We start from the raw sequence: 19,899 nt of genomic DNA, 5'->3' as shown, positions 1-19,899 counted from the left end.
TTTACTTAAGAATATCGAACAAACTATTAAAAAACCGATTCCAGAAGTTGGATTACCATCTAAAGAGCTACTCGAAAAACGTCGTTTAGTTAAATTTACTGAACAAGTCCGAAAACAACTTGAAAGTAGCGATTTAGACCAATACCAAAATCTATTAGCACAAATACAATCTGATAGCGGAGCTGATTTAGAAACAATTGCAACTGCTTTATTAAAATTAGCGCAAGGTGAACGCCCACTAATTTTACCACCAGATCCAGTATTTAAACCTGCACGAGAAATGCGAGATCGTGATAGCCGAGGAGGCGAGCGCCGGTTGCGTGGTGATAACCGTGAATCACCCAAACGTCGAGAGCGCCGAGATGTTGGCGATATGGATATGTACCGCATTGAAGTGGGTAAAGAAAACGGTATTGAAGTTCGTCATATTGTTGGAGCAATTGCCAATGAAGCTGATATTAGTAGTCGGTACATTGGTAATATTAAACTTTATGATACTTATTCAACTGTTGAATTACCAAAAGGCATGCCGAAAGACATGTTGAAACATTTTGAAAAAGTAAGAGTTCTTAATCAACCAATGAAAATGAGCCTATGTACTGGCACAACGGCTGAAGCAAAGCGAGGCCGTAAAAGTGGCAAATCTGATATATCTGATAAAGGATTTGCAAAAAAGCGTGGTCGCCCTTCAGCACCTAAATTTTAATGATGTTAACCTCTGCCATCTGGCAGAGGTAAATTTATCTCCTCTCATTTTGAACAACTACTAGCAAAGTCGTTCGCCCTATATGCCATGCAATATTGAGGCCATGTAATATTGAGTTAAAAAATTAATAATATAACTTCAAAAGTTAATCAATACGAGGTAAGTATGGTTAGCTGCCTAGTTATTGCAAATAAGTAATATAGACATAATGAATTAGTCATAAATTTTTCTGAGAAAGAAACTAAAATAAAACAATGTTAGTGTTTTGCCCTAAGTTAGGATTGAGAGTATACTGTTGCTAATATTAAACGGTAAACAGAGGTATAGCATGGCAAATTCCTTAAATAAATGTAAAGCTAATGAAACAGCAGCATGTTGTTGTGTGGATGTTGGTACAATAATTGACAACGAAGATTGTACTGCTGGTTATGAGCACGTTTTTGCAACAGAATCAGAAGCTCAAGCTAAATTGGCTTCATTAACACAAGCTGCAAAAAATGTTGAAACAGAACCATGCAAAATTGATAGCAATATTGAAAAAGTTAACGATGGATTTAAATTATCAGTAAAATTTACCTTTTGCTGTGGTGCAGAATCTATGATTTTTCAATTAAAATTACGTTAATTAACTATAGATGAAAATTAACTATAAATGAAAGTTTGCATTATGAGACACGGTGAAGCAGGGTTTTCTGCTTCATCGGATTTTAGCAGAGCCTTAACCAATTATGGCATAAAACAGTCGAATCAAGCTGGAATGTGGCTTAAAGAGCAAGGTTATCAATTTGAGCTTGGTTTGGTCAGCCCTTATTTACGTGCTCAACAGACATTTACTGCATTATCATCACATGTTAATGTTGCAAAGATTGAAACTGATCAGTTTTTAGTGCCCGGTGGTAACTCATCACATGTCGCTGGCATATTAACGATGTTGCTAGCTGAAGGAACTGAAAATGTAATAGTGGTATCACATCTACCGCTAGTGGGATATTTAGTTAATGAATTGTGCCCGCAAATCAATCCTCCTATGTTTCCTACAGCGGCAATTGCTTGTATTAATTTGTCGTTAGACTCTGCAGGAAAACTTGAATGGTTTTATCAAGCGGAGTAAAAAAACTTAATCTTTTTGATTTGCCGTTAACTGGTCGAGCTTTAATTGAAGCATCAGCTGGAACAGGCAAAACTTATTCACTCACCTTCATTTACTTAAGGTTATTACTTGGCATTGGCCAAAATAGCTACCCAAGACCTTTAGAGGTTAACGAAATTCTGGTGGTTACTTTTACCAAAGCGGCGACCCAAGAACTACGTTTTCGAATAAGGAAAAATATACAAGAACTACGAATTGGATTATTGGAAGGACAACATCAAGATCCTATTTATCAACAACTCATTGAATTAGTTGACGATCGAAAATTAGCGGTGCAACGACTTACCGTTGCTCAACAATCAATGGATGATGCGGCAATTTATACTATCCATAGTTTTTGCCAGCGTATACTCACCAGTCATGCGTTTGAATCTGGCGTGTTATTTGAGCAAAAGTTAGTTTCAGATGAATCACAACTAAAATTGCGAGTAACACAAGACTTTTGGCGCCACTACTTTACGCCACTGGATAAATCGCTTGCCTATTTAGTCCTTGCAACATGGCAAGATCCAACGGAATTATTGAAAGATATTACCCCATATTTAGGCTTAGATTTAAACGACAATAAACCGATAAATCCAGATATCACAGCTAAAATTAAAGCGTTTCATCAAATAAATTATGAGAAAATTGAAAATGTTAAGCAGTCTTGGCTAGCGTCGGTTGATGAGTTAGTCGATATCATTTCTCAATCAGGTGTCAGCAAACAATCATATAGCCGTCGAAATTTACCTAATTGGGTGACTAAAGTCTCAGCATGGGCAAATAATGCAACTCAATCTTTCCAATTACCTAATGAGCTCGAAAAGTTTAAGCAATCGGTTTTAATTGAAAAAACGAAAGAAGGAAAGAATGCGCCATACCATTTTGTTTTTGATCAGATTGACGGCTTATTCAAACAATCGTTTGATTTACGTAGCCAAATTTTAATAGATATCGTCAGTGTGATTCAAAAAGATCTTTACAACGAGAAACTTAAAAATGGCGAAATGAGCTTTGATGATCTTATTGGGCAACTTAATCGCGCATTACATGCAAAAACAGGTGCACGATTAGCGAAAAGTATAGCTTCAAAATACTGTGTTGCCTTGATTGATGAATTCCAAGATACCGATCCTGCGCAATATCAAATTTTTAACCATATCTATGGTAACAAACAGACCGATCGAGGCTTACTGTTTATTGGCGATCCTAAGCAAGCAATTTACAGTTTTCGGGGCGCTGATATATTCACTTATTTAAAAGCTAAACAATCGGCAGGAGAAAATTATTTTACCATGGATGTAAACCATCGTTCGTCGGCAGCAATGGTTAACGCTGTTAACCAATTGTTTGCTAATTGCGATAATCCATTCATATTTGAAGATATTCCTTTTTTACCTATGGATGTAGCAAAGCAGAATCAACAAAAGTCTTTGCAAATTAATAACCAAGAAATAGGTGCCTTAACGGCATATTTATTGCCTGACGAAATTACAACCAAAACAGATTATCAAAATCACATGGCAAATTGTTGTGCTGATCAAATTGTGACTTTGTTATCTAACTCATCAATATTAATTGATAATGAAAAACAACAGCGCCCCGTAACAACGGCTGATATTGCCATCTTAGTACGCACTGGGCGTGAAGCAGAAATTATTCAACAAAAATTGGCTAATTGTGGTGTTAAAAGTGTTTATCTATCAAACCATAGTAGTGTTTTTTCGTCAAATGAGGCAAAAGATGTATTGAATCTACTACAGGCTGTTTTAATGCCTGAAAACGAAGCAACACTAAGGTTAGCGTTGATGACGTCATTGCTAGGGCAAACCATGACTGAGCTAGAGCAAATCACTGACAATCAAGACAAATGGGAAAGTTTAGTTGAAGAGTTCAAACAATACCAAGCAATTTGGCAATATTATGGTGTGTTAGTTATGTTACGCCGAATGATGAAAAAACGTCATTTAGCTGAAAACATATTAGCTCACAAAGATGGTGAGCGAATATTAACCAACTTAATGCATTTGGGGGAATTACTACAAGATGCATCACATGAATTAGATAGCCCACATGCGTTAATTCGTTGGTTTACAAAGCAAATAGCTAGCCCAGATCTTAACTTAGAAAATCATCAGCAACGCCTCGAAAGTGATGAAAACCTTGTTAAGATTATTACTATTCATAAATCAAAGGGATTGGAGTTCCCGATTGTTTGGTTACCATTTATTTCATTGTGTCGAATATCAGATAGCCAATTTTATCATGATAAAAATGATGACTATCAGCTAAATTATGTATGGCGGTTAACTGACGAGATTAAACAACAAATAGAAAACGAACGACTTGCTGAAGATTTACGATTATTATATGTTGCAATGACGCGCTCTGTTTACCATTGTTACATTGGTCTTGCCTCATTGAAGGCCAATCAATCTGCTATTAATTATTTATTAAATAGTGAATTAAGATCAATTGAACGTATGGCTAATTTAGTCGATGTACAATTACCCGTAGAGTGTAAGCAGTATATTCCCCAAATTTTGCCAAACCAAGTTTTGTCAGCTAACGTATTTTCACGCAATATCTCAAGTGATTGGCGGGTCACAAGTTACACGGAATTACAAAAACATAATGATCAAATATTGGCTTACCATCCTGATATTATTAATGACTGGGACGAACCACAACTTGACACAAACAGTTCCCTGCCAGCTGATTTTCAATATGATATTCATCATTTTCCTAAAGGGGCATATGTCGGTACATTAATGCATAGCATTATGGAAGAGGTCACGCCAGATAACCTTGATGCATTATGCAATAACATGTTGACAAAGCTAAATTTAGAACCAGCATGGCATAGCGTAATAACTAAATGGATGCAGCAAGTATTGGGTACACAACTGCATAAGCCAAATTTAATCTTATCAAAAGTATTATTGGATCAACATATTAATGAATTGCAATTTTATCTCCCTATACGCAAAACGGTAACTAGCCAGCAATTAGATAGCTTATGCAAACGATATGATAATTTGTCAAAATTATGCCCAAAGTTAGACTTTGACGCTGTACAAGGCATGTTAAAAGGATTTATTGATTTAGTCTTTAAATTTGAAGGAAAATATTATGTGGTTGATTACAAATCAAATTGGCTAGGTAAGTGCGTTGAATCTTATCATCAAGCCGCTTTAGAAAAAGTGATGTGTGAGCATCGCTATGATTTGCAATATCAACTTTATTGTTTAGCATTGCATCGTTTTTTAAAAAATCGCTTAACAAATTATCAATACCAAACGCATTTTGGCGGTGTTTATTACCTGTTTTTGCGTGGCATGCCTGAACATGGCGTCTTTTACCATCGACCTGAACAAGCCTTTATTGAAGAGCTTGATAAGTTATTTGATGGGAAAAACATTGTTTAATTTATTTGCATCATCAATTTTTAGTGCTATGCTTTCAAGATGTTGCAACTTATAAAAATTTTCAATAGGTGTATTTATGACTAAAGTAAAAATCAAAGATACTTTTTGCCGTATACTTCCTAGATAATTAATTACCATTTTCAATGAAAAGGAAACTTATATATTTCCTACTTGCAGGGCTTGTTTATAATAATTTTTAATCATAGTTATGCTCACACCCCCAACAATTTTTATCCATTACATCCGATGAAAAACAACGATCTAATTAGCCTGTATAGAATGGTATCTATATATTATTAAATGTTTTTGTCACTTCCTATTTTTTAAAGGCTGCTGGCTGTATTTTGCACGATATGTATATAAAATGATAATTTTTAATGTGATATCAATCACACTATTAGTATTTAGTTTTTGAACAATCGTTTTTATTCGCTATATTAAAATTGCTTATTAAAAAGTATTGGATTGTTACCGATCTATAGCGGGCAAAACCTAAAGGGCAGTAATGGCTACCCTTTAGGTTTTTTTTTGTTTTAAATCTAAAAGATTTTATTTATTCTTTAAAATAATGAGTAGAGAAAAATGAAATATTCAATAAAAAAAATATGTAAAGTAAAACCAAAACGAATTGTTTTAATGACGATGCTTTGTTTATGTTATTTACCAAATGCTATTGCTGCTACTCAAGATGAATTAGAAGCAAGAATTGCATTATTAGAACAAAAATTATTAGCACTTAGTCAAGAGTCTAATGATTTGAAAAAGCAAGTGATTGAGTCGAATAAACAGCTCGCTCAGTTAAATAATCATCTTCAAAAACAACAAATTGTTATAAATAATCAGAAAAAAGCACTTAAAAATAGCCAAAAAACAGTACTTACAAAGCAACAGCCACCTAGTAATCCTGCACAAATAAGTAATAATCAAATTGTGCTAGTTAATACACCAAAAGCAGACACCGTACTAGGTGAAAATCCACCAGAAAAGAGATCATTTACTTTAGCTGAATTTAAAGACTATATTAAAGATGAAATCGGTTTTTCTTATAATGGTTATTTTCGTGGTGGCTGGTCAACTTCAAGTAATGGTAAACCTAAGAATTATGCTGAAGGAGCATTAGGTCGATTTGGTAATGAATATGGCGGTTGGTATGATCTTGTCTTTAAGCAAAAAATCTATGATCAAGATGGAAGACGTGTTGATACAATTGTTATGATTGATGGAAACGTAGCGACAAATAAAGCTGCGGGGTTATTTAATACTCAAGATGATAATCTTATGCAATTTTCAGATATTTATTTAGAAACAAAAGGATTTGTACCAAGTTTTCCTGATGCAAAATTATGGGTTGGTAAGCACTCATTACCTTATAATGAAATTCAAATGCTTGATTGGAAAACCCAAAAAACACCAGCTGGTGGGGGAATTGGTGTTGAAAATCTTAAAGTCGGTATCGGCGCTTTTGATGTCGCTTTAGTAAGAGCAGATGTAAATGTAAAGAGCAAAAAAGGAGTAGCTAAAATAGATAGCAATGGCAATGAAATTATTCAACATAAAAAAGAAGAAGTTGATTTAAATGAGCTAGAAATTCGCTATCGTGATATTCCATTATGGAAAGATGCAACGCTTGGGGTGAATGCTCGTTATTCAGCTCCAAATAAATCTAAAATCCAAGATAATGTATCTGTAAAAAATGCTTGGCTTGGTAGTTTTGTTTTGCGTCAAAATAAATTTTTTGGTGGATTTAATCAGTTTACATTGCAGACAGCAACCAATTCTGTTGCTTCACAGTTAGCAAATATTAATACGAATAATCCAGAATTTGCCAGTAATTCAGATAATGACTATATTGGTACGCATACAGGAGGTAAAGCTTATCGCTTTGTATCAGAAGGGGAAGCTTATCTAAGTAATGATATTATTGTGGCTCATGCTTTGGCGTTAACTTCAGGTAATGATGTTTACTCTTACGATCTTAACCGCCCACATGCCGATTTTACAAGCTTTAAATCAGCTATAAGACCAGCTTATATCTGGGATACTTATAATCAAAGTGGTGTTGAGCTTGGTTATTTTCGACAAAAGAACAAAGTCAAAAATAAAACTTATGTTGAAGAAGGATACAAAACCACGCTTTATCATTCGTTCAAAGTTGGAAAAAGTATTTTGTCTTCACGACCCGATATCCGTTTTTATGTTTCTTATATAGAGGCATTACAAAATGATATCAGTAAATTTGATTTTAATGGTAAAGATCATCAAATTAGTTTTGGTGTACAAACCGAAGTCTGGTTTTAATTGTAATTTTATAGATATGATATAAAACTTATCATCTGAACTTTATTATAGGTTTAGCTCAATACCGCTTATTTATATAGTTCAGATGAAAAGTTAACGGTTTACTGGTGTAGACCTACTGTAGACCTACGTTATTTTTAGCTAAAGCTGGTATATAAACGTGAATCAACTTTTGCAAGTGATGTTCGTGCGTGGCGATTTTTTTATGAAGAACCATAATGGGTTATTGGGGTTTTGTGAGGCAAGAATTCTTTAATCCAGTAGTCACTAAACGCCATGAGCTTTTGTGTTCACTCAAAAATAAGCAATATCACTGAAAATCGATTAACTTAATATGGTTTTTCACCTAAATTGATTAAAGTATTTTGGCATATACAATATGCCTCTTTTATCTAAAATAAAGTGACTGGTTTAATGCAGTTTAGCAATACAATCTTTGCTAATAATAGTATGCCATTATCGGTTTTAAAAAGTTTTTTTATTGCAAAGATTGGTAGTCAGCCTTTACTATTTTGGTAACTTTCAAGCCCTGACGTGCATAAAATTACCTAAACTTTCTTCTGGGCACAGAGTAGATGGCATATTGGCGTTTATACAACAATTAGGTTCAGTTGGGCTCAACTTGTCAATTGTTTGTGGTTGTGAGTTTTGTAATCGTTTACCAAAATAATATAGCTCTGCTAAGGTGTCGTACGAAAATAGACATCTATATTGCGATTGTTGAGGCGGTGATTCATATGGCTATGTGTCTTAAAGGGTATCTTTAATTCCTTATTTGGTGGTTAGCAAAGCACAAAATATAACCAATTCCATTTCTGGGGATATTAACTTTATTTTAAGATTGATAACCACTTACAAATAAAATGATTATGCGAATTACCATTTATTTATGTTATTATGTAAATATTTATAGGTTATTGTTGTAAATATGATGAAAAAACATAATGTTATTACAATACTTTCGCTTTTTGCGATTGCTTTTAATAGTTACGCTATAGACAAATATGTGACAGATGATGTTGATATTTATTTGCGGCGAGGCCCTGGTTCGCAGTATGCGTTTTCTAATGCAGTTAAAGCTGGAGAAAAGGTCATTGAGCTAGAAAAAAGTGTAGATGGTAAATACAGTCGTATTCAACTTAATAATGGTAGTGTTGCTTGGATAGAAACGGCTAAACTGAACGAACAAGCTAGCTATAAAGAACGCTTTCCTGAGTTAGAAGCAAAATTTGCAGAATATAAAGATAAAGCCGATAACGCCGATGCGAACCAACAGAAATTGGTCAATGAATACATCCAAAAGTTGCAATCAGCGGAAAAAACAATTGAAACACTTCAAAGTAAAAATGAAGTTTTAGAACAACAGCTCAAAGAGCAGGGGACGCGAATTGAATCAATGCTGAATCAAGTGGATGATAAACGCCTTGATCTTATTGTAACTTGGTTCACCTATGGTGGTCTTGTAGCTGGTGGTGGTCTTATTTTAGGGCTTATATTACCAAGGATTATACCTAGTCGACGCAAAAAAGATCGTTGGATGCGATAGATGAGTGCAATCTATCTTGTTGGAGGTAGTGTGCGCGATAGTTTGTTGCATCTGCCTGTTGTTGATCATGACTGGGTTGTTGTCGGTGCTACGCCAGAGGAGCTTTTGGCATTAGGATATCAACAAGTCGGTAAAGATTTCCCAGTATTTTTGCACCCCAAAACAAAAGAAGAATACGCATTGGCTCGGACTGAGCGAAAATCCGGTAAAGGTTATACTGGATTTATTTGTGATTTTAGTAAAGAAATTACATTAGAACAAGATCTGATTCGCCGAGATTTAACCATTAACGCCATTGCCATGGATGAAAATGGCAATATTATCGATCCTTATCATGGTGTTGATGATATCAAACATAAAATCTTACGGCATGTCTCACCAGCTTTTCGAGAAGATCCGCTACGTATATTACGAGTTGCACGTTTTGCAGCGCGTTTTCATCAATTAGACTTTACTGTAGCGCCACAAACCTTAGATTTAATGAAACAAATGGTATCAGCTGGTGAGGTGAGTTGTTTAACGCCAGAACGCGTATGGAAGGAAACAGAAAAAGCATTGTCAACTTCAAATCCGCAAATCTATTTTCAAGTACTTGAGCAATGTGGGGCGCTTACGTTGTTGTTTCCATTATTATGCCTATCAGCTGATATTCTTGATGCGCTAAAAAAATCAACCCTACTAACTGACGATTTAACTATACGTTTTGCTGTATTGTGTGGGCTGTTGCCTAGTAAGTCTGTGGTCGAATCATTGTGCGCAAAAATCAAAGCCCCCAACAACTATACTAAAATTGCGATTATGACTCGCCAATATCGTGGCGATGTTGAAAGAGCGCAGACACTCACTGCTGAGCAAATTGTTTCGTTGTTAAATAACATTGATGTATGGCGCAACCCTTTGCACCTAAATCAATTAATCATCGCAAGCCAAGCTTTCGCTAAAACAACATCGTTTACACAAGCAAATTATTTAAAAGAAGCTTATAGCATCGCCAATGGTGTTAACGTGCAACACATTATTGCTGATGGTTATACTGGAAAACAAATTCATTGCGAGTTACAAAAAAGGCGAATTGAAGCGTTAATAAACTGGATTTGATTGCATCTTAATCAATCGCAACTTTTTTTCAAAATATCTTAAAAAAAGGGTTGACGATTTGTCGTAACACAAGCATAATGCGCCTCGCAATGTTGGTTACGACGTTGCGAATGAATGGCTACGTAGCTCAGCTGGTTAGAGCACATCACTCATAATGATGGGGTCACAGGTTCGAATCCCGTCGTAGCCACCATTAAGATTGGGTAATACTTTTACCGGAAGTATCCAGTGCGGGTGTGGCGAAATTGGTAGACGCACCAGATTTAGGTTCTGGCGCCGCAAGGTGTGTGAGTTCAAGTCTCTCCACCCGCACCATTTAATCTTAATGTTTATCCTTTAATTGGGGTATAGCCAAGCGGTAAGGCAGCGGGTTTTGATCCCGCCACGCCCAGGTTCGAATCCTGGTACCCCAGCCATTCCAGTGTGCATATTTAAGATATCTTACTCTATAATCTGTTTTATATCCAGTATGCTGATTCCATTAATGCTATTGCATATAGATGGAACTGGTAGATGTGCTAGATTTATTCTAGTTCTCACTAACGTATATTGTGTACGATATTTGTTTTCTATAGTGGGGTATAGCCAAGCGGTAAGGCAGCGGGTTTTGATCCCGCCACGCCCAGGTTCGAATCCTGGTACCCCAGCCATGCTTTGATCATTTTGATTGCAAAAGTGTATCTTTCGATTGAAATTCCTAATTGCTATCTATTTGTCTTTGCTAAATGAGATTGGCAGAATGTTATCTGTATGCTTAATTTGGGATATCTGACCGATTTTAGTTAAAAATTGATATTAATAATTAAGCAATTACCATGAAAGTTAATGTTTTAGATTAACGTTTTTGATGTGAAGCCCACATGAGCAAAAAACATTGCTCATGTAGAACTTATTTTAGAAAACTGTGACTTTATTTATATAGGCTTACAAACACCGTTTGCGCTGTGTTTGCAGGATTGGCTGATACTTCTTTTACGTAATAAAAATGGGCGCCATTAGCGATAGCATGTTTTTGTGCAGCCGAACTAATTTCTGCAGTATTGTTAAATACACCATGGAAGCTAATTGTATTAAATGGGATCATATGTTTAAACGCTTCACTACTGATTTCGTAAGCATCTTGACCTTGTATCGCATTTGTAGCGATATAATCTCTGATTGGCGCATCTTGTTTGTATAAGGCAACTTCGATATCTTCAGCTTGACTGCTGGCATTAGCCGACGAAATTGAATCGATATAAAACGCATAAGCATTTTTCTCAGCGGCTAATTTACTTGCTGCTTGAGTGATTTCGGATGTGTTATTGTAATTACCTTTAAATTTAACAATTTCAAATGGTAAATAGTAAAGCGCCTTTGAACGATTATAAGAAACTACACCATTATAGGTGGTTTCATCTTTCTGCACGGCAATAGGTGCATTAGATTGATAAATATTTGCATAAACAATAGCGCGATCTGATGAAGTGCCATTAGCTGGGCTTTCGATGGCAGTAATGTGGTAATATTTAGCTCCCGCTTCGTCGGCCGCACGTGAAATATCCTTAGCTGCGTTATCGGCTTGTAAGTAACTTCCAGTCACTGAAATTTCTTTCAATGGCACTAAATGGCTGCTTTCTTTGGCTGTTAAAGGTTCAGCAGCGTAAAGATTCGCAACGGGTAAAGATAATAGTACGGCTAAAGCAATAGAAGTTTTGGTAAAACGTTTCATGATTGAATCCTTCGTTTTGAATTATTAAAATAGAAAATCACTTTGTTAACGCTTATTTAATTTACAGATATATTAATATAGTGTTGCTTTGAGAATGTTCTAACTTGTGGAGCTCCAGAATGTTTTGTCCTTGTCTACTTGTAAAAAGTGTTAAGACATATAATAGTTGTTTTGGTTTGAATGAATTGTAAAACAACTATCTATAGTTATAAGATGTTCAGTGATAATCCTCAAGCTCTTTTCATTAAATAGAATAGAGCCTAGCACAAATTGCTTAAAATGAAATAATTTGTTAAAAAAAGTGTTAACTTTTTGCTGATTAAACTTGTGATTACTTTTGTAAAATTGTATTTACCCTATAGATTATTCACGAATTGTTTCGATGAAACGCATAAGAATTTGAGCGGTTAACCCCCAAATAACCCTATTACGATACTGATAAAAATAGACGGGATGCTCGGATCGTTTTTGCCAGCTTTGTGAACGGTTAGTAATGATATTAAAAGGGAAATCATCGGCAGGCTTATGCCCTACAAACATTGTTGCACTCATTGGGCGGTTATGAATAAACCACTCAACCGGAATGGTAAAGATTTGTTCTACTTCGTCATGGTTTAGTTGCAAATCATTTAGCGAGTTTATTGTGCCTACAAATGGGTAAATAATCATACCTAATGTTGCAATAAATTTAGGTAATTGCCCTAAAATCGTTATTTGATTGTAGGCTATACCTAATTCTTCAACAGTCTCACGCTTGGCGGTGTATTCGGGATTGGGGGCAGTCAATTCAACCCGACCACCAGGAAAACAGATATCGCCAGGTTGCCATTTTAGTTTTTCTGATCTGACCTGAAATAACAGATGCAATTGGTGATTAACCTCGACGATTGGTAACAATACCGCAGCTTTATTATCGACAAATTTGGTTGCCTGCTTTTTTTGGATTTGCTTAGTTATATTTTCAATTGTGATCATATTAATGTGTTTTACTCTAAGATTAAATTTTAGCCCTATTTACCTTGCACTAATAACATGCTAGATTTACCAAATGCGTTAGTTTAATACGCGTGTTTTACCTAATTGAAGCTATGCAATATTATATCAATAACATAAAAAAAGAACTTGAAGAGCTTGCCAATCTAAAGCGTGAACGGGCTCTTATTGGCATGCCTGATGAATTTCAACAAGTATTTTTGTTGCTTCCTGCTCTTTTTCACTATCATACTCCTGAATTACCCGGATATATGGAAGGTAATATACCTTCAGGGATTGCTTGTTATCAATTATCTACTGATACAAAAAAACTACTTAAACATAAATTTAATTTTGCTCCCACCAAAAATAAAACTAAAGTGACTCGTGTTCCTGCAATATCAGCTTTATATTCAATGGGCAGCACCTGTTCTATGGGGCAGTCGGTTCAATCGGATCTTGATATTTGGATATGCATTGAAAATAGTTTAACTGACCAACAAAAAGAATTCTTACAGTTAAAATGTCGCCTAATTGAAGATTGGGCCGCAACGTTGCAGGTTAAATTGACGTTATTTGTTGTTGATGCCGATCGGTTTATTAATAAACATCATGAATGCTTAATGGGCGAAAATTGTGGTTCTGCACAGCACATTTTGTTGCTTGAGGAGTTTTACCGTTCCGCAAATTTATTAGCTGGCAAATTTTTGTTGTGGTTTGTGGTGCCCCATAACTTTACTGTGAATAACGTCATTTACTCCACTTATGAAGAATGTGTTAACGCCATGGTTGATCTTAATTTAATTGAACGAGATCAGTGGATTGATTTTGGCCCGTTAACAAATCTATCAGCTGAAGAGTATTTTGGTGCAAGTTTGTGGCAACTTTATAAAAGCATTGATTCACCTTTTAAAGCTGTGCTTAAAACTATGTTATTAGAAGCATATTCATGGATCTATCCCCAAAATAAGCCAGTTGCTTATCAAATGAGAGAATTTATTCAAAAGGGTGAAATACATAATGGAATGTATCTAGATTCGTATTACATGTTATTAGATAGAATCAGTAAATATCTTATTGAAATTAACGATTGGCAACGACTTGAGTTAATTCGCAACTGTTTTTATTTAAAAATAAATGAAAAGCTCTCTATTTCAATGAAATCACCTTCTTGGCGCCGTGCTATACTGAGTGACTTAGTTAAAAGCTGGGGATGGAATAAACAACAAATTGCAAAATTAGATGCTTGCCAAAAATGGAAAATAGGACAAGTTCGAGAAATGCACGAAATTTTGTTACACACCATGATGGCGGGTTATCGAAATTTACTTAATTTTGGTCGGCGTAATAATTTAGACTCACAGATTAGCCCTAAAGATTTGGCGATATTAACACGAAAGCTTTATGCTGCTTTTGAAGTACTGCCGGGCAAGATTACCACTTTAAAGCTTAATATATCTGATAATCTACAAGAAGAGGTATTAACATTTATTCATGTTGCTAAAGACCGCATTAATCGATCTGGGTGGTATGTTTATAATCAAAAACCTATGTTGAAATCAATTGTTGGTCATCAATATCTAGAATACAGCAAATATTTAGTAAAACTAGTAGGATGGTGTTACTTTAACGGCTTAATAGCTGATTCTACCTCTTTTTATTATCGCGATGGAGAAAATCGAAACAACACAAAAATTAATAAGTTGATTGAGGATCTAAAAAAATATTTTCCTATTGATGTACCTACAGCAACTGAAGATCAGTTATATGGACCATGTGAAATTCGTCATTTAGCCATTATTTTAAATTTAGAAGACGATCCAACAGTGAATATTGAATTAGACGATCAAGTAACTAATAGCGTGCTTAATTATGGTCAGCATGAGCTGAGCTTGGTGGGATCGATAGATCTTCTTTATCGTAATTCATGGAATGAAATTCGCGTACTTCATTTTAGTGGTACACTATCGGTGCTTGAAGCGATTAAGGCTTTGTTAAATCGTATGCACAAAGACGCTGACTTGCCCAGTTCAATCGAAATTTTTTGTTATAGTGAATACCTAAGCAATGAAATCAAGCAAGACATGAAAAAGCTAATGGATGAATGTATTGATTTACGCTTAACCACCACTGAAAACAACTCAACGCAAGTCAAACCATTAAGGGTTGGAGGAGCTTCTTGGTATCTGTTTTTTGAACGACTAGGTGTATCAAGCCATCAATTTGACAATGCAATTGATTTTTATGGCGCGGTATCAAATAATAAAATACAAGGTAGGCCACTGAATATTTTAGACGAAACTAACGAACTACCGAAAGAAATTGATAGCGTTGCTTATGCTGGGATTATTCAATTCTTCTTTGAAAATACCGATTCGGGCTTTGATCTTTTCATCTTAAATGAACATAATCAAGTTGAAATTTATCGTAACTGCAACGGTTCAAGAGATAATATGGTGAAAGATATCAACGAATTTTATGTTTTATCTGACGATCGTTTTACGTTTACCACCAGTAGCTCGGTTAATTTTAATCTACCTCAATTTTATCAAATCACTTATAATGAACGTGGTGAGCGAGAGATCGTTCCGCTTAATTAAAAAAATCGAAACCCGATCTTATTTGCAGTAATCGTTGTCAAAAAACTTCAGAAAAACTTATTTTTGAGTATATAAAGATTAAATATTTACAATTAATGAGTAAAATAATTAAATTTCTATTAAAATAGTGGGAACTTTTTTTCAATTTAAGAATCTAACTGTTTGTGTGCGCAAATTTGGGCCGAACGACAGTTATTAACACAATAAGGAATGGCCTTTAATGGGGGAGCAAGTAACAGACCAAGTACTAGTTGATCGCGTTCTTAAGGGAGACAAAAACGCTTTTAATTTACTTGTTGTTCGTTATCAAAACAAATTGGCTTATTTGGTTTCTCGTTATGTATTAGCGTCTGAAGTTCCTGATGTTGTGCAAGATACTTTTATAAAGGCATACCGTTCATTAAGCCTTTTTAAAGGTGAAAGTGTTTTTTACACATGGTTGTATCGAATTGCGGTTAATACGGCAAAGAATTACTTAGCGTCTCAAGGAAGGCGTCCTCCAGCATCAGATATTGATGCTAACGATGCTGAAAGTTACGAAGGTGCAGATTCATTGAGAGATCTCGATAATCCTGAAAATTTAGCGCTTTCAGACGAAGTGAAAAAAACAGTATTTGCTGCGATAGAGGCATTACCCGACGATTTAAAAACGGCAATCATGTTGCGCGAAATTGACGGTTTAAGCTATGAAGAAATCGCTAAAATTATGGATACCCCTGTAGGGACAGTGCGGTCACGTATTTTTAGAGCACGCGATGCAATTGATGAAAAAATTAAACCATTACTTAGTTAACGGTTACAAACAAGTTAACAGTTACAAACAAATTGAAAGCATTAGTCATAAATTTAAGGTATTTACTATGCAAATAGAACAGAAAGAGCAACTTTCATTACTTATGGACGGTGAGTTTGACAATGATCATATTGTCGATGCTATATCATATGACGAAAGTTTGCAGTCATGCTGGCAGCGCTACCACCTTGTAAGAAATACAATGCGTGGCGAGTTGCATAGTAGCTTATTAACGCTAGATGTTTCTAAGCAAGTAGCTAAAGTAATTATGGCTGAAGATTTATATAACCAACCAACAAATCAACCTAGTGTTGAAGCCACTGCGCCACCAAAATCTGAAAATCTCATGTGGATTCACGTTAAAGACTTTTTTGCTAAAGCTAGCCAAGTTGGGCTTGTAGCGTGTGTAACCCTTGGCATTATTGTTGGTGTGCAATATCATCAAGGACAAGCAGATAGTGTTAACGCAAGCCCTATATTAAATACAGTACCAGTAGGGGTAAACCTTGCACCAGTGGGGGGAACTCACCAACAAAACGATCAGCAATTACTTGAAAAACGCCAATATGACAAAATTAGATTGCTTGTACAAGATTATGAATTACAAAAAAGATTAAATGCTCGTTAATTCGAAATGAAATCATTACATTATTTTGTTATATATTCTCTAAAACAGAGCAGAAATATTATATTTGCTCTGTTTTTTGTGTTTTTTTCAGCGTCTATTTTTGCTCAAGATACCGACGATGCCCTAATACGCTTAAATAGAATGAATCATGCTGTAAAAACGCAAGATTACCGAATTTACTTTTTATCTCAAGATAAAAACCAATATGTAAGCACATTTGAATATAGCCATTTGGGCGCTACTAAAAAAGAAGATGTTAATGCGTGTTTGCGTTATCTTGAAGGTCCTGATAAAGAGATCATTTTACATAAAGGCGTCACCAGTTATTTTCAGCCTGATAGCCCATCATTTTCTATTACAAGCTCACGTATTTTGGAAGCTTTTCCTGATGTGATTTATAACAATTTCGATGCGCTTAAAGACATTTATGATTTTATTGAATTAGGTCAAACTAGAACTGCTAACCGAAGTGTACAATTGGTAAAAGTTGTCGCTAAAGATAACGACCGTTATAGCTATGTGATTTGGATTGATGATGAAACCGATTTACCGATGAGAATTGATTTATTAGATCAAAATAATGATGTCATCAACCAACTAAAAGTGGTTCAACTTGAGAAAGATTTTGATAAGAATGAACTGGCAAACTACATCAACAGCCGAACTTATCCGATTTTATTATCGATTGAAAAGCAAAAAGATGTGCTTGGTCAATGGCGATTAGCTTGGTTGCCTAAAGGGTTTAAAGAAATAGCTGCCTATAATTTGAATTTTTATCGCTCTGATATTGCGACTAAATTGTACTCAGATGGTGTGTTTTCGTTTACGGTTAATGTATCTTCTGAGCAAACTAAACAATCAAATCAAATCATCCAACAAGGCGGGCGGACTATTTATTCAACGAACTTTAGGCACAAAAATATTATCATCATTGGTAATTTGCCACAAACTACGGTTGAGCGTATTGCACAAAATATTATCCAGAAATAAAGACAAACTTCTCGATAACGCTATGCTTAGTAGTGATAAATGTGTAAAATGTTCCTCTTTCTGACTATGTAATTATTAGCAATGCTGGTAATAACCAAAAGGCACTTTAGATAGTTAACCGTTAATAACCAAGATACTAATTTATTAATATGAATAAAAATATCCGCAATTTTTCAATCATTGCCCATATTGACCATGGTAAATCAACGCTTTCAGACCGCATCATTCAAATTTGTGGCGGGCTTTCAGATCGGGAAATGGAAGCTCAAGTGCTCGATTCAATGGATCTTGAGCGTGAACGTGGCATTACGATTAAAGCACAGAGTGTAACACTTGATTATCATGCTAAAAATGGCGAAACCTATCAGCTTAATTTTATCGACACGCCAGGGCATGTTGATTTTTCGTATGAAGTATCTCGTTCGCTCGCTGCTTGTGAAGGTGCATTATTAGTTGTGGATGCAGGGCAAGGGGTAGAAGCACAAACACTAGCAAACTGCTATACCGCGTTAGATATGGATCTTGAAGTTGTCCCCGTTCTTAATAAAATCGATTTACCCGCAGCCGAACCAGAACGTGTTGCGGCTGAAATCGAAGATATTGTTGGCATTGATGCAAGTAATGCGGTTCGCTGTTCGGCTAAAACTGGTGTTGGTGTTATTGATGTACTTGAACAATTAGTTAGCGACATCCCCCCACCAGAAGGCGACTCAAATGCGCCATTACAAGCACTAATTATCGACTCATGGTTTGATAACTACTTAGGTGTAGTTTCACTAATTCGCATTAAAAATGGTGAGTTAAACAAAGGCGATAAGATCAAAGTAATGAGTACTGGCATGACTTATAACGTGGACAGGCTAGGTATTTTTACTCCAAAACAAGTAGACACACAGCGCCTCAATTGTGGTGAAGTAGGTTGGGTTGTTTGTGCTATCAAAGATATATTAGGCGCTCCAGTGGGTGATACTCTGACTTTGGCAAAAGCACCTGCACAAACCCCATTACCAGGTTTTAAAAAGGTCAAACCACAAGTTTACGCAGGGTTATTTCCAACCAGTTCTGACGATTACGAAGCTTTCCGTGATGCGCTTGGAAAATTGAGCCTAAACGATGCTTCACTATTTTATGAGCCAGAAAATTCAGGCGCTTTAGGATTTGGATTCCGTTGTGGTTTTCTTGGCTTACTACATATGGAAATCATTCAAGAGCGTTTAGAGCGTGAATACAACCTCGATCTTATCACTACCGCGCCAACAGTTGTTTATGAAGTGCTAACCACATCGAACGAAACAATTTATGTTGATAGCCCAGCTAAATTACCGGCAGTAAATAACATCCAAGAATTACGCGAACCGATTGCTGAATGTAACATATTAGTACCACAAACTTATTTAGGTAACGTAATTACATTATGTGTTGAAAAACGCGGCGTACAAACCAACATGGTTTATCATGGCAATCAGGTTGCTTTAACGTATGAAATCCCAATGACTGAAGTTGTATTAGACTTTTTTGATAAGTTAAAATCGACATCGCGCGGGTATGCCTCATTAGATTACAGTTTTAAACGATTCCAAGCTGCCGACATGGTAAGATTGGATGTATTAATTAACGGTGAACGCGTTGATGCATTAGCTTTAATCACCCATAAAGATAATGCACCATATCGAGGGCGAGAATTAGTTGAAAAAATGAAAGATCTTATTCCCCGTCAACTATTTGATATCGCCATTCAAGCAGCTATTGGTAATCATGTTATAGCACGATCAACCGTAAAACAATTACGTAAAAATGTATTAGCCAAATGTTACGGTGGCGACGTAAGCCGTAAAAAGAAACTTCTACAGAAGCAAAAAGAAGGTAAAAAGCGAATGAAACAAGTAGGTAATGTGGAATTACCGCAAGAAGCATTTTTAGCGATTTTGCATGTAGGGAAAGATTAACCAATTAAAGACAAATCGATAAAAAGATTTATTTAAAGAGGGAAAAAAATG

General features: G+C 35.5%; 14 protein-coding genes and 4 tRNA genes. 16 read left to right on the top strand and 2 right to left on the bottom strand.

The annotated features are described in order from the left end of the window. From A9G30_RS05435 to A9G30_RS05385, 11 genes are all read left to right on the top strand, one after another. Positions 1–706: DbpA RNA binding domain-containing protein (locus A9G30_RS05435; RefSeq protein WP_176700854.1), on the top strand; the 706-nt coding region annotated here is incomplete at its 5' end. Positions 707–1,034: 328 nt separating this feature from the next. Next, positions 1,035–1,331: a YfcZ/YiiS family protein gene (locus A9G30_RS05430; protein WP_065567220.1), complete on the top strand. Its 297-nt coding sequence runs from the start codon at positions 1,035–1,037 to the stop codon at positions 1,329–1,331. A gap of 42 nt (positions 1,332–1,373) precedes the next feature. Then, positions 1,374–1,817, top strand: a complete 444-nt coding sequence (gene sixA / locus A9G30_RS05425) for a phosphohistidine phosphatase SixA (protein ID WP_218057729.1) — start codon at positions 1,374–1,376, stop codon at positions 1,815–1,817. Continuing rightward, positions 1,796–5,266, top strand: a complete 3,471-nt coding sequence (recB, locus tag A9G30_RS05420; RefSeq protein WP_065588292.1) for an exodeoxyribonuclease V subunit beta — start codon at positions 1,796–1,798, stop codon at positions 5,264–5,266. The genes sixA and recB overlap by 22 nt, the downstream gene beginning before the upstream one ends. Positions 5,267–5,848: 582 nt before the next feature. Further along, positions 5,849–7,564, top strand: coding sequence for a carbohydrate porin (locus tag A9G30_RS05415; protein ID WP_081295705.1), 1,716 nt, complete (start codon positions 5,849–5,851; stop codon positions 7,562–7,564). 928 nt (positions 7,565–8,492) lie between these two features. Continuing rightward, positions 8,493–9,110 carry a TIGR04211 family SH3 domain-containing protein gene (locus A9G30_RS05410; RefSeq protein ID WP_065588291.1) on the top strand — a complete coding sequence of 206 codons (618 nt, stop codon included), beginning with the start codon at positions 8,493–8,495 and terminating at the stop codon, positions 9,108–9,110. Then, complete coding sequence (locus A9G30_RS05405) at positions 9,111–10,208, top strand: multifunctional CCA addition/repair protein (protein ID WP_065588290.1); 1,098 nt, start codon at positions 9,111–9,113, stop codon at positions 10,206–10,208. A gap of 116 nt (positions 10,209–10,324) precedes the next feature. Next, positions 10,325–10,401: transfer RNA gene (locus tag A9G30_RS05400), tRNA-Met, on the top strand. A 37-nt stretch (positions 10,402–10,438) separates the two neighbouring features. After that, positions 10,439–10,523 (top strand) — tRNA-Leu (locus A9G30_RS05395). Positions 10,524–10,549: 26 nt separating this feature from the next. Then, positions 10,550–10,624, top strand: a tRNA-Gln gene (locus A9G30_RS05390). A 159-nt stretch (positions 10,625–10,783) separates the two neighbouring features. Beyond that, positions 10,784–10,858: transfer RNA gene (locus tag A9G30_RS05385), tRNA-Gln, on the top strand. Between the two features lie 260 nt (positions 10,859–11,118). On the opposite strand, the gene A9G30_RS05380 is transcribed toward A9G30_RS05385, so the two are convergent. Together A9G30_RS05380 and A9G30_RS05375 are read right to left on the bottom strand one after the other, a co-directional pair. Next, positions 11,119–11,919 carry a YdgH/BhsA/McbA-like domain containing protein gene (locus A9G30_RS05380; RefSeq protein ID WP_065588289.1) on the bottom strand — a complete coding sequence of 267 codons (801 nt, stop codon included), beginning with the start codon at positions 11,917–11,919 and terminating at the stop codon, positions 11,119–11,121. A 363-nt stretch (positions 11,920–12,282) separates the two neighbouring features. Then, complete coding sequence (locus A9G30_RS05375; RefSeq protein WP_065588288.1) at positions 12,283–12,894, bottom strand: NUDIX hydrolase; 612 nt, start codon at positions 12,892–12,894, stop codon at positions 12,283–12,285. 113 nt (positions 12,895–13,007) lie between these two features. Between A9G30_RS05375 and A9G30_RS05370 the strand changes: the two genes are divergently transcribed. The 5 genes from A9G30_RS05370 (at position 13,008) to lepA (ending at position 19,848) form a co-directional block, all read left to right on the top strand. Next, complete coding sequence (locus A9G30_RS05370; RefSeq protein WP_065588287.1) at positions 13,008–15,491, top strand: class I adenylate cyclase; 2,484 nt, start codon at positions 13,008–13,010, stop codon at positions 15,489–15,491. A gap of 220 nt (positions 15,492–15,711) precedes the next feature. Next, complete coding sequence (gene rpoE / locus A9G30_RS05365) at positions 15,712–16,284, top strand: RNA polymerase sigma factor RpoE (RefSeq protein ID WP_065588286.1); 573 nt, start codon at positions 15,712–15,714, stop codon at positions 16,282–16,284. Then, entirely contained in the window at positions 16,256–16,912 is a 657-nt protein-coding gene (locus A9G30_RS05360) for an RseA family anti-sigma factor (protein WP_176700852.1), read from the top strand. The genes rpoE and A9G30_RS05360 overlap by 29 nt, the downstream gene beginning before the upstream one ends. 6 nt (positions 16,913–16,918) lie before the next feature. Then, positions 16,919–17,902, top strand: coding sequence for a MucB/RseB C-terminal domain-containing protein (locus tag A9G30_RS05355; protein WP_081295703.1), 984 nt, complete (start codon positions 16,919–16,921; stop codon positions 17,900–17,902). A gap of 149 nt (positions 17,903–18,051) precedes the next feature. Further along, positions 18,052–19,848: a translation elongation factor 4 gene (gene lepA / locus A9G30_RS05350; RefSeq protein ID WP_065566485.1), complete on the top strand. Its 1,797-nt coding sequence runs from the start codon at positions 18,052–18,054 to the stop codon at positions 19,846–19,848. Positions 19,849–19,899 lie beyond the last annotated feature (51 nt).

This window comes from Gilliamella sp. Fer4-1 (genome assembly GCF_001690515.1).
Taxonomy (GTDB): Bacteria; Pseudomonadota; Gammaproteobacteria; order Enterobacterales; family Orbaceae; genus Gilliamella; species Gilliamella apicola_C.
The sequence above is the reverse complement of the archived record's forward strand: the minus strand, read 5'-3'. Positions and strand labels throughout refer to the sequence as shown.

Bases quoted from the DNA above. Each gene is read 5' to 3' on its own strand.
- A9G30_RS05355 (WP_081295703.1), top strand. From the start codon at position 16,919: ATGAAATCATTACATTATTTTGTTATATATTCTCTAAAACAGAGCAGA.
- A9G30_RS05405 (WP_065588290.1), top strand. From the start codon at position 9,111: ATGAGTGCAATCTATCTTGTTGGAGGTAGTGTGCGCGATAGTTTGTTG.
- A9G30_RS05370 (WP_065588287.1), top strand. From the start codon at position 13,008: ATGCAATATTATATCAATAACATAAAAAAAGAACTTGAAGAGCTTGCC.
- rpoE (WP_065588286.1), top strand. From the start codon at position 15,712: ATGGGGGAGCAAGTAACAGACCAAGTACTAGTTGATCGCGTTCTTAAG.
- A9G30_RS05430 (WP_065567220.1), top strand. From the start codon at position 1,035: ATGGCAAATTCCTTAAATAAATGTAAAGCTAATGAAACAGCAGCATGT.
- A9G30_RS05380 (WP_065588289.1), bottom strand. From the start codon at position 11,919: ATGAAACGTTTTACCAAAACTTCTATTGCTTTAGCCGTACTATTATCT.
- A9G30_RS05410 (WP_065588291.1), top strand. From the start codon at position 8,493: ATGATGAAAAAACATAATGTTATTACAATACTTTCGCTTTTTGCGATT.
- A9G30_RS05360 (WP_176700852.1), top strand. From the start codon at position 16,256: ATGAAAAAATTAAACCATTACTTAGTTAACGGTTACAAACAAGTTAAC.
- A9G30_RS05415 (WP_081295705.1), top strand. From the start codon at position 5,849: ATGAAATATTCAATAAAAAAAATATGTAAAGTAAAACCAAAACGAATT.
- sixA (WP_218057729.1), top strand. From the start codon at position 1,374: ATGAGACACGGTGAAGCAGGGTTTTCTGCTTCATCGGATTTTAGCAGA.
- A9G30_RS05375 (WP_065588288.1), bottom strand. From the start codon at position 12,894: ATGATCACAATTGAAAATATAACTAAGCAAATCCAAAAAAAGCAGGCA.
- recB (WP_065588292.1), top strand. From the start codon at position 1,796: ATGGTTTTATCAAGCGGAGTAAAAAAACTTAATCTTTTTGATTTGCCG.
- lepA (WP_065566485.1), top strand. From the start codon at position 18,052: ATGAATAAAAATATCCGCAATTTTTCAATCATTGCCCATATTGACCAT.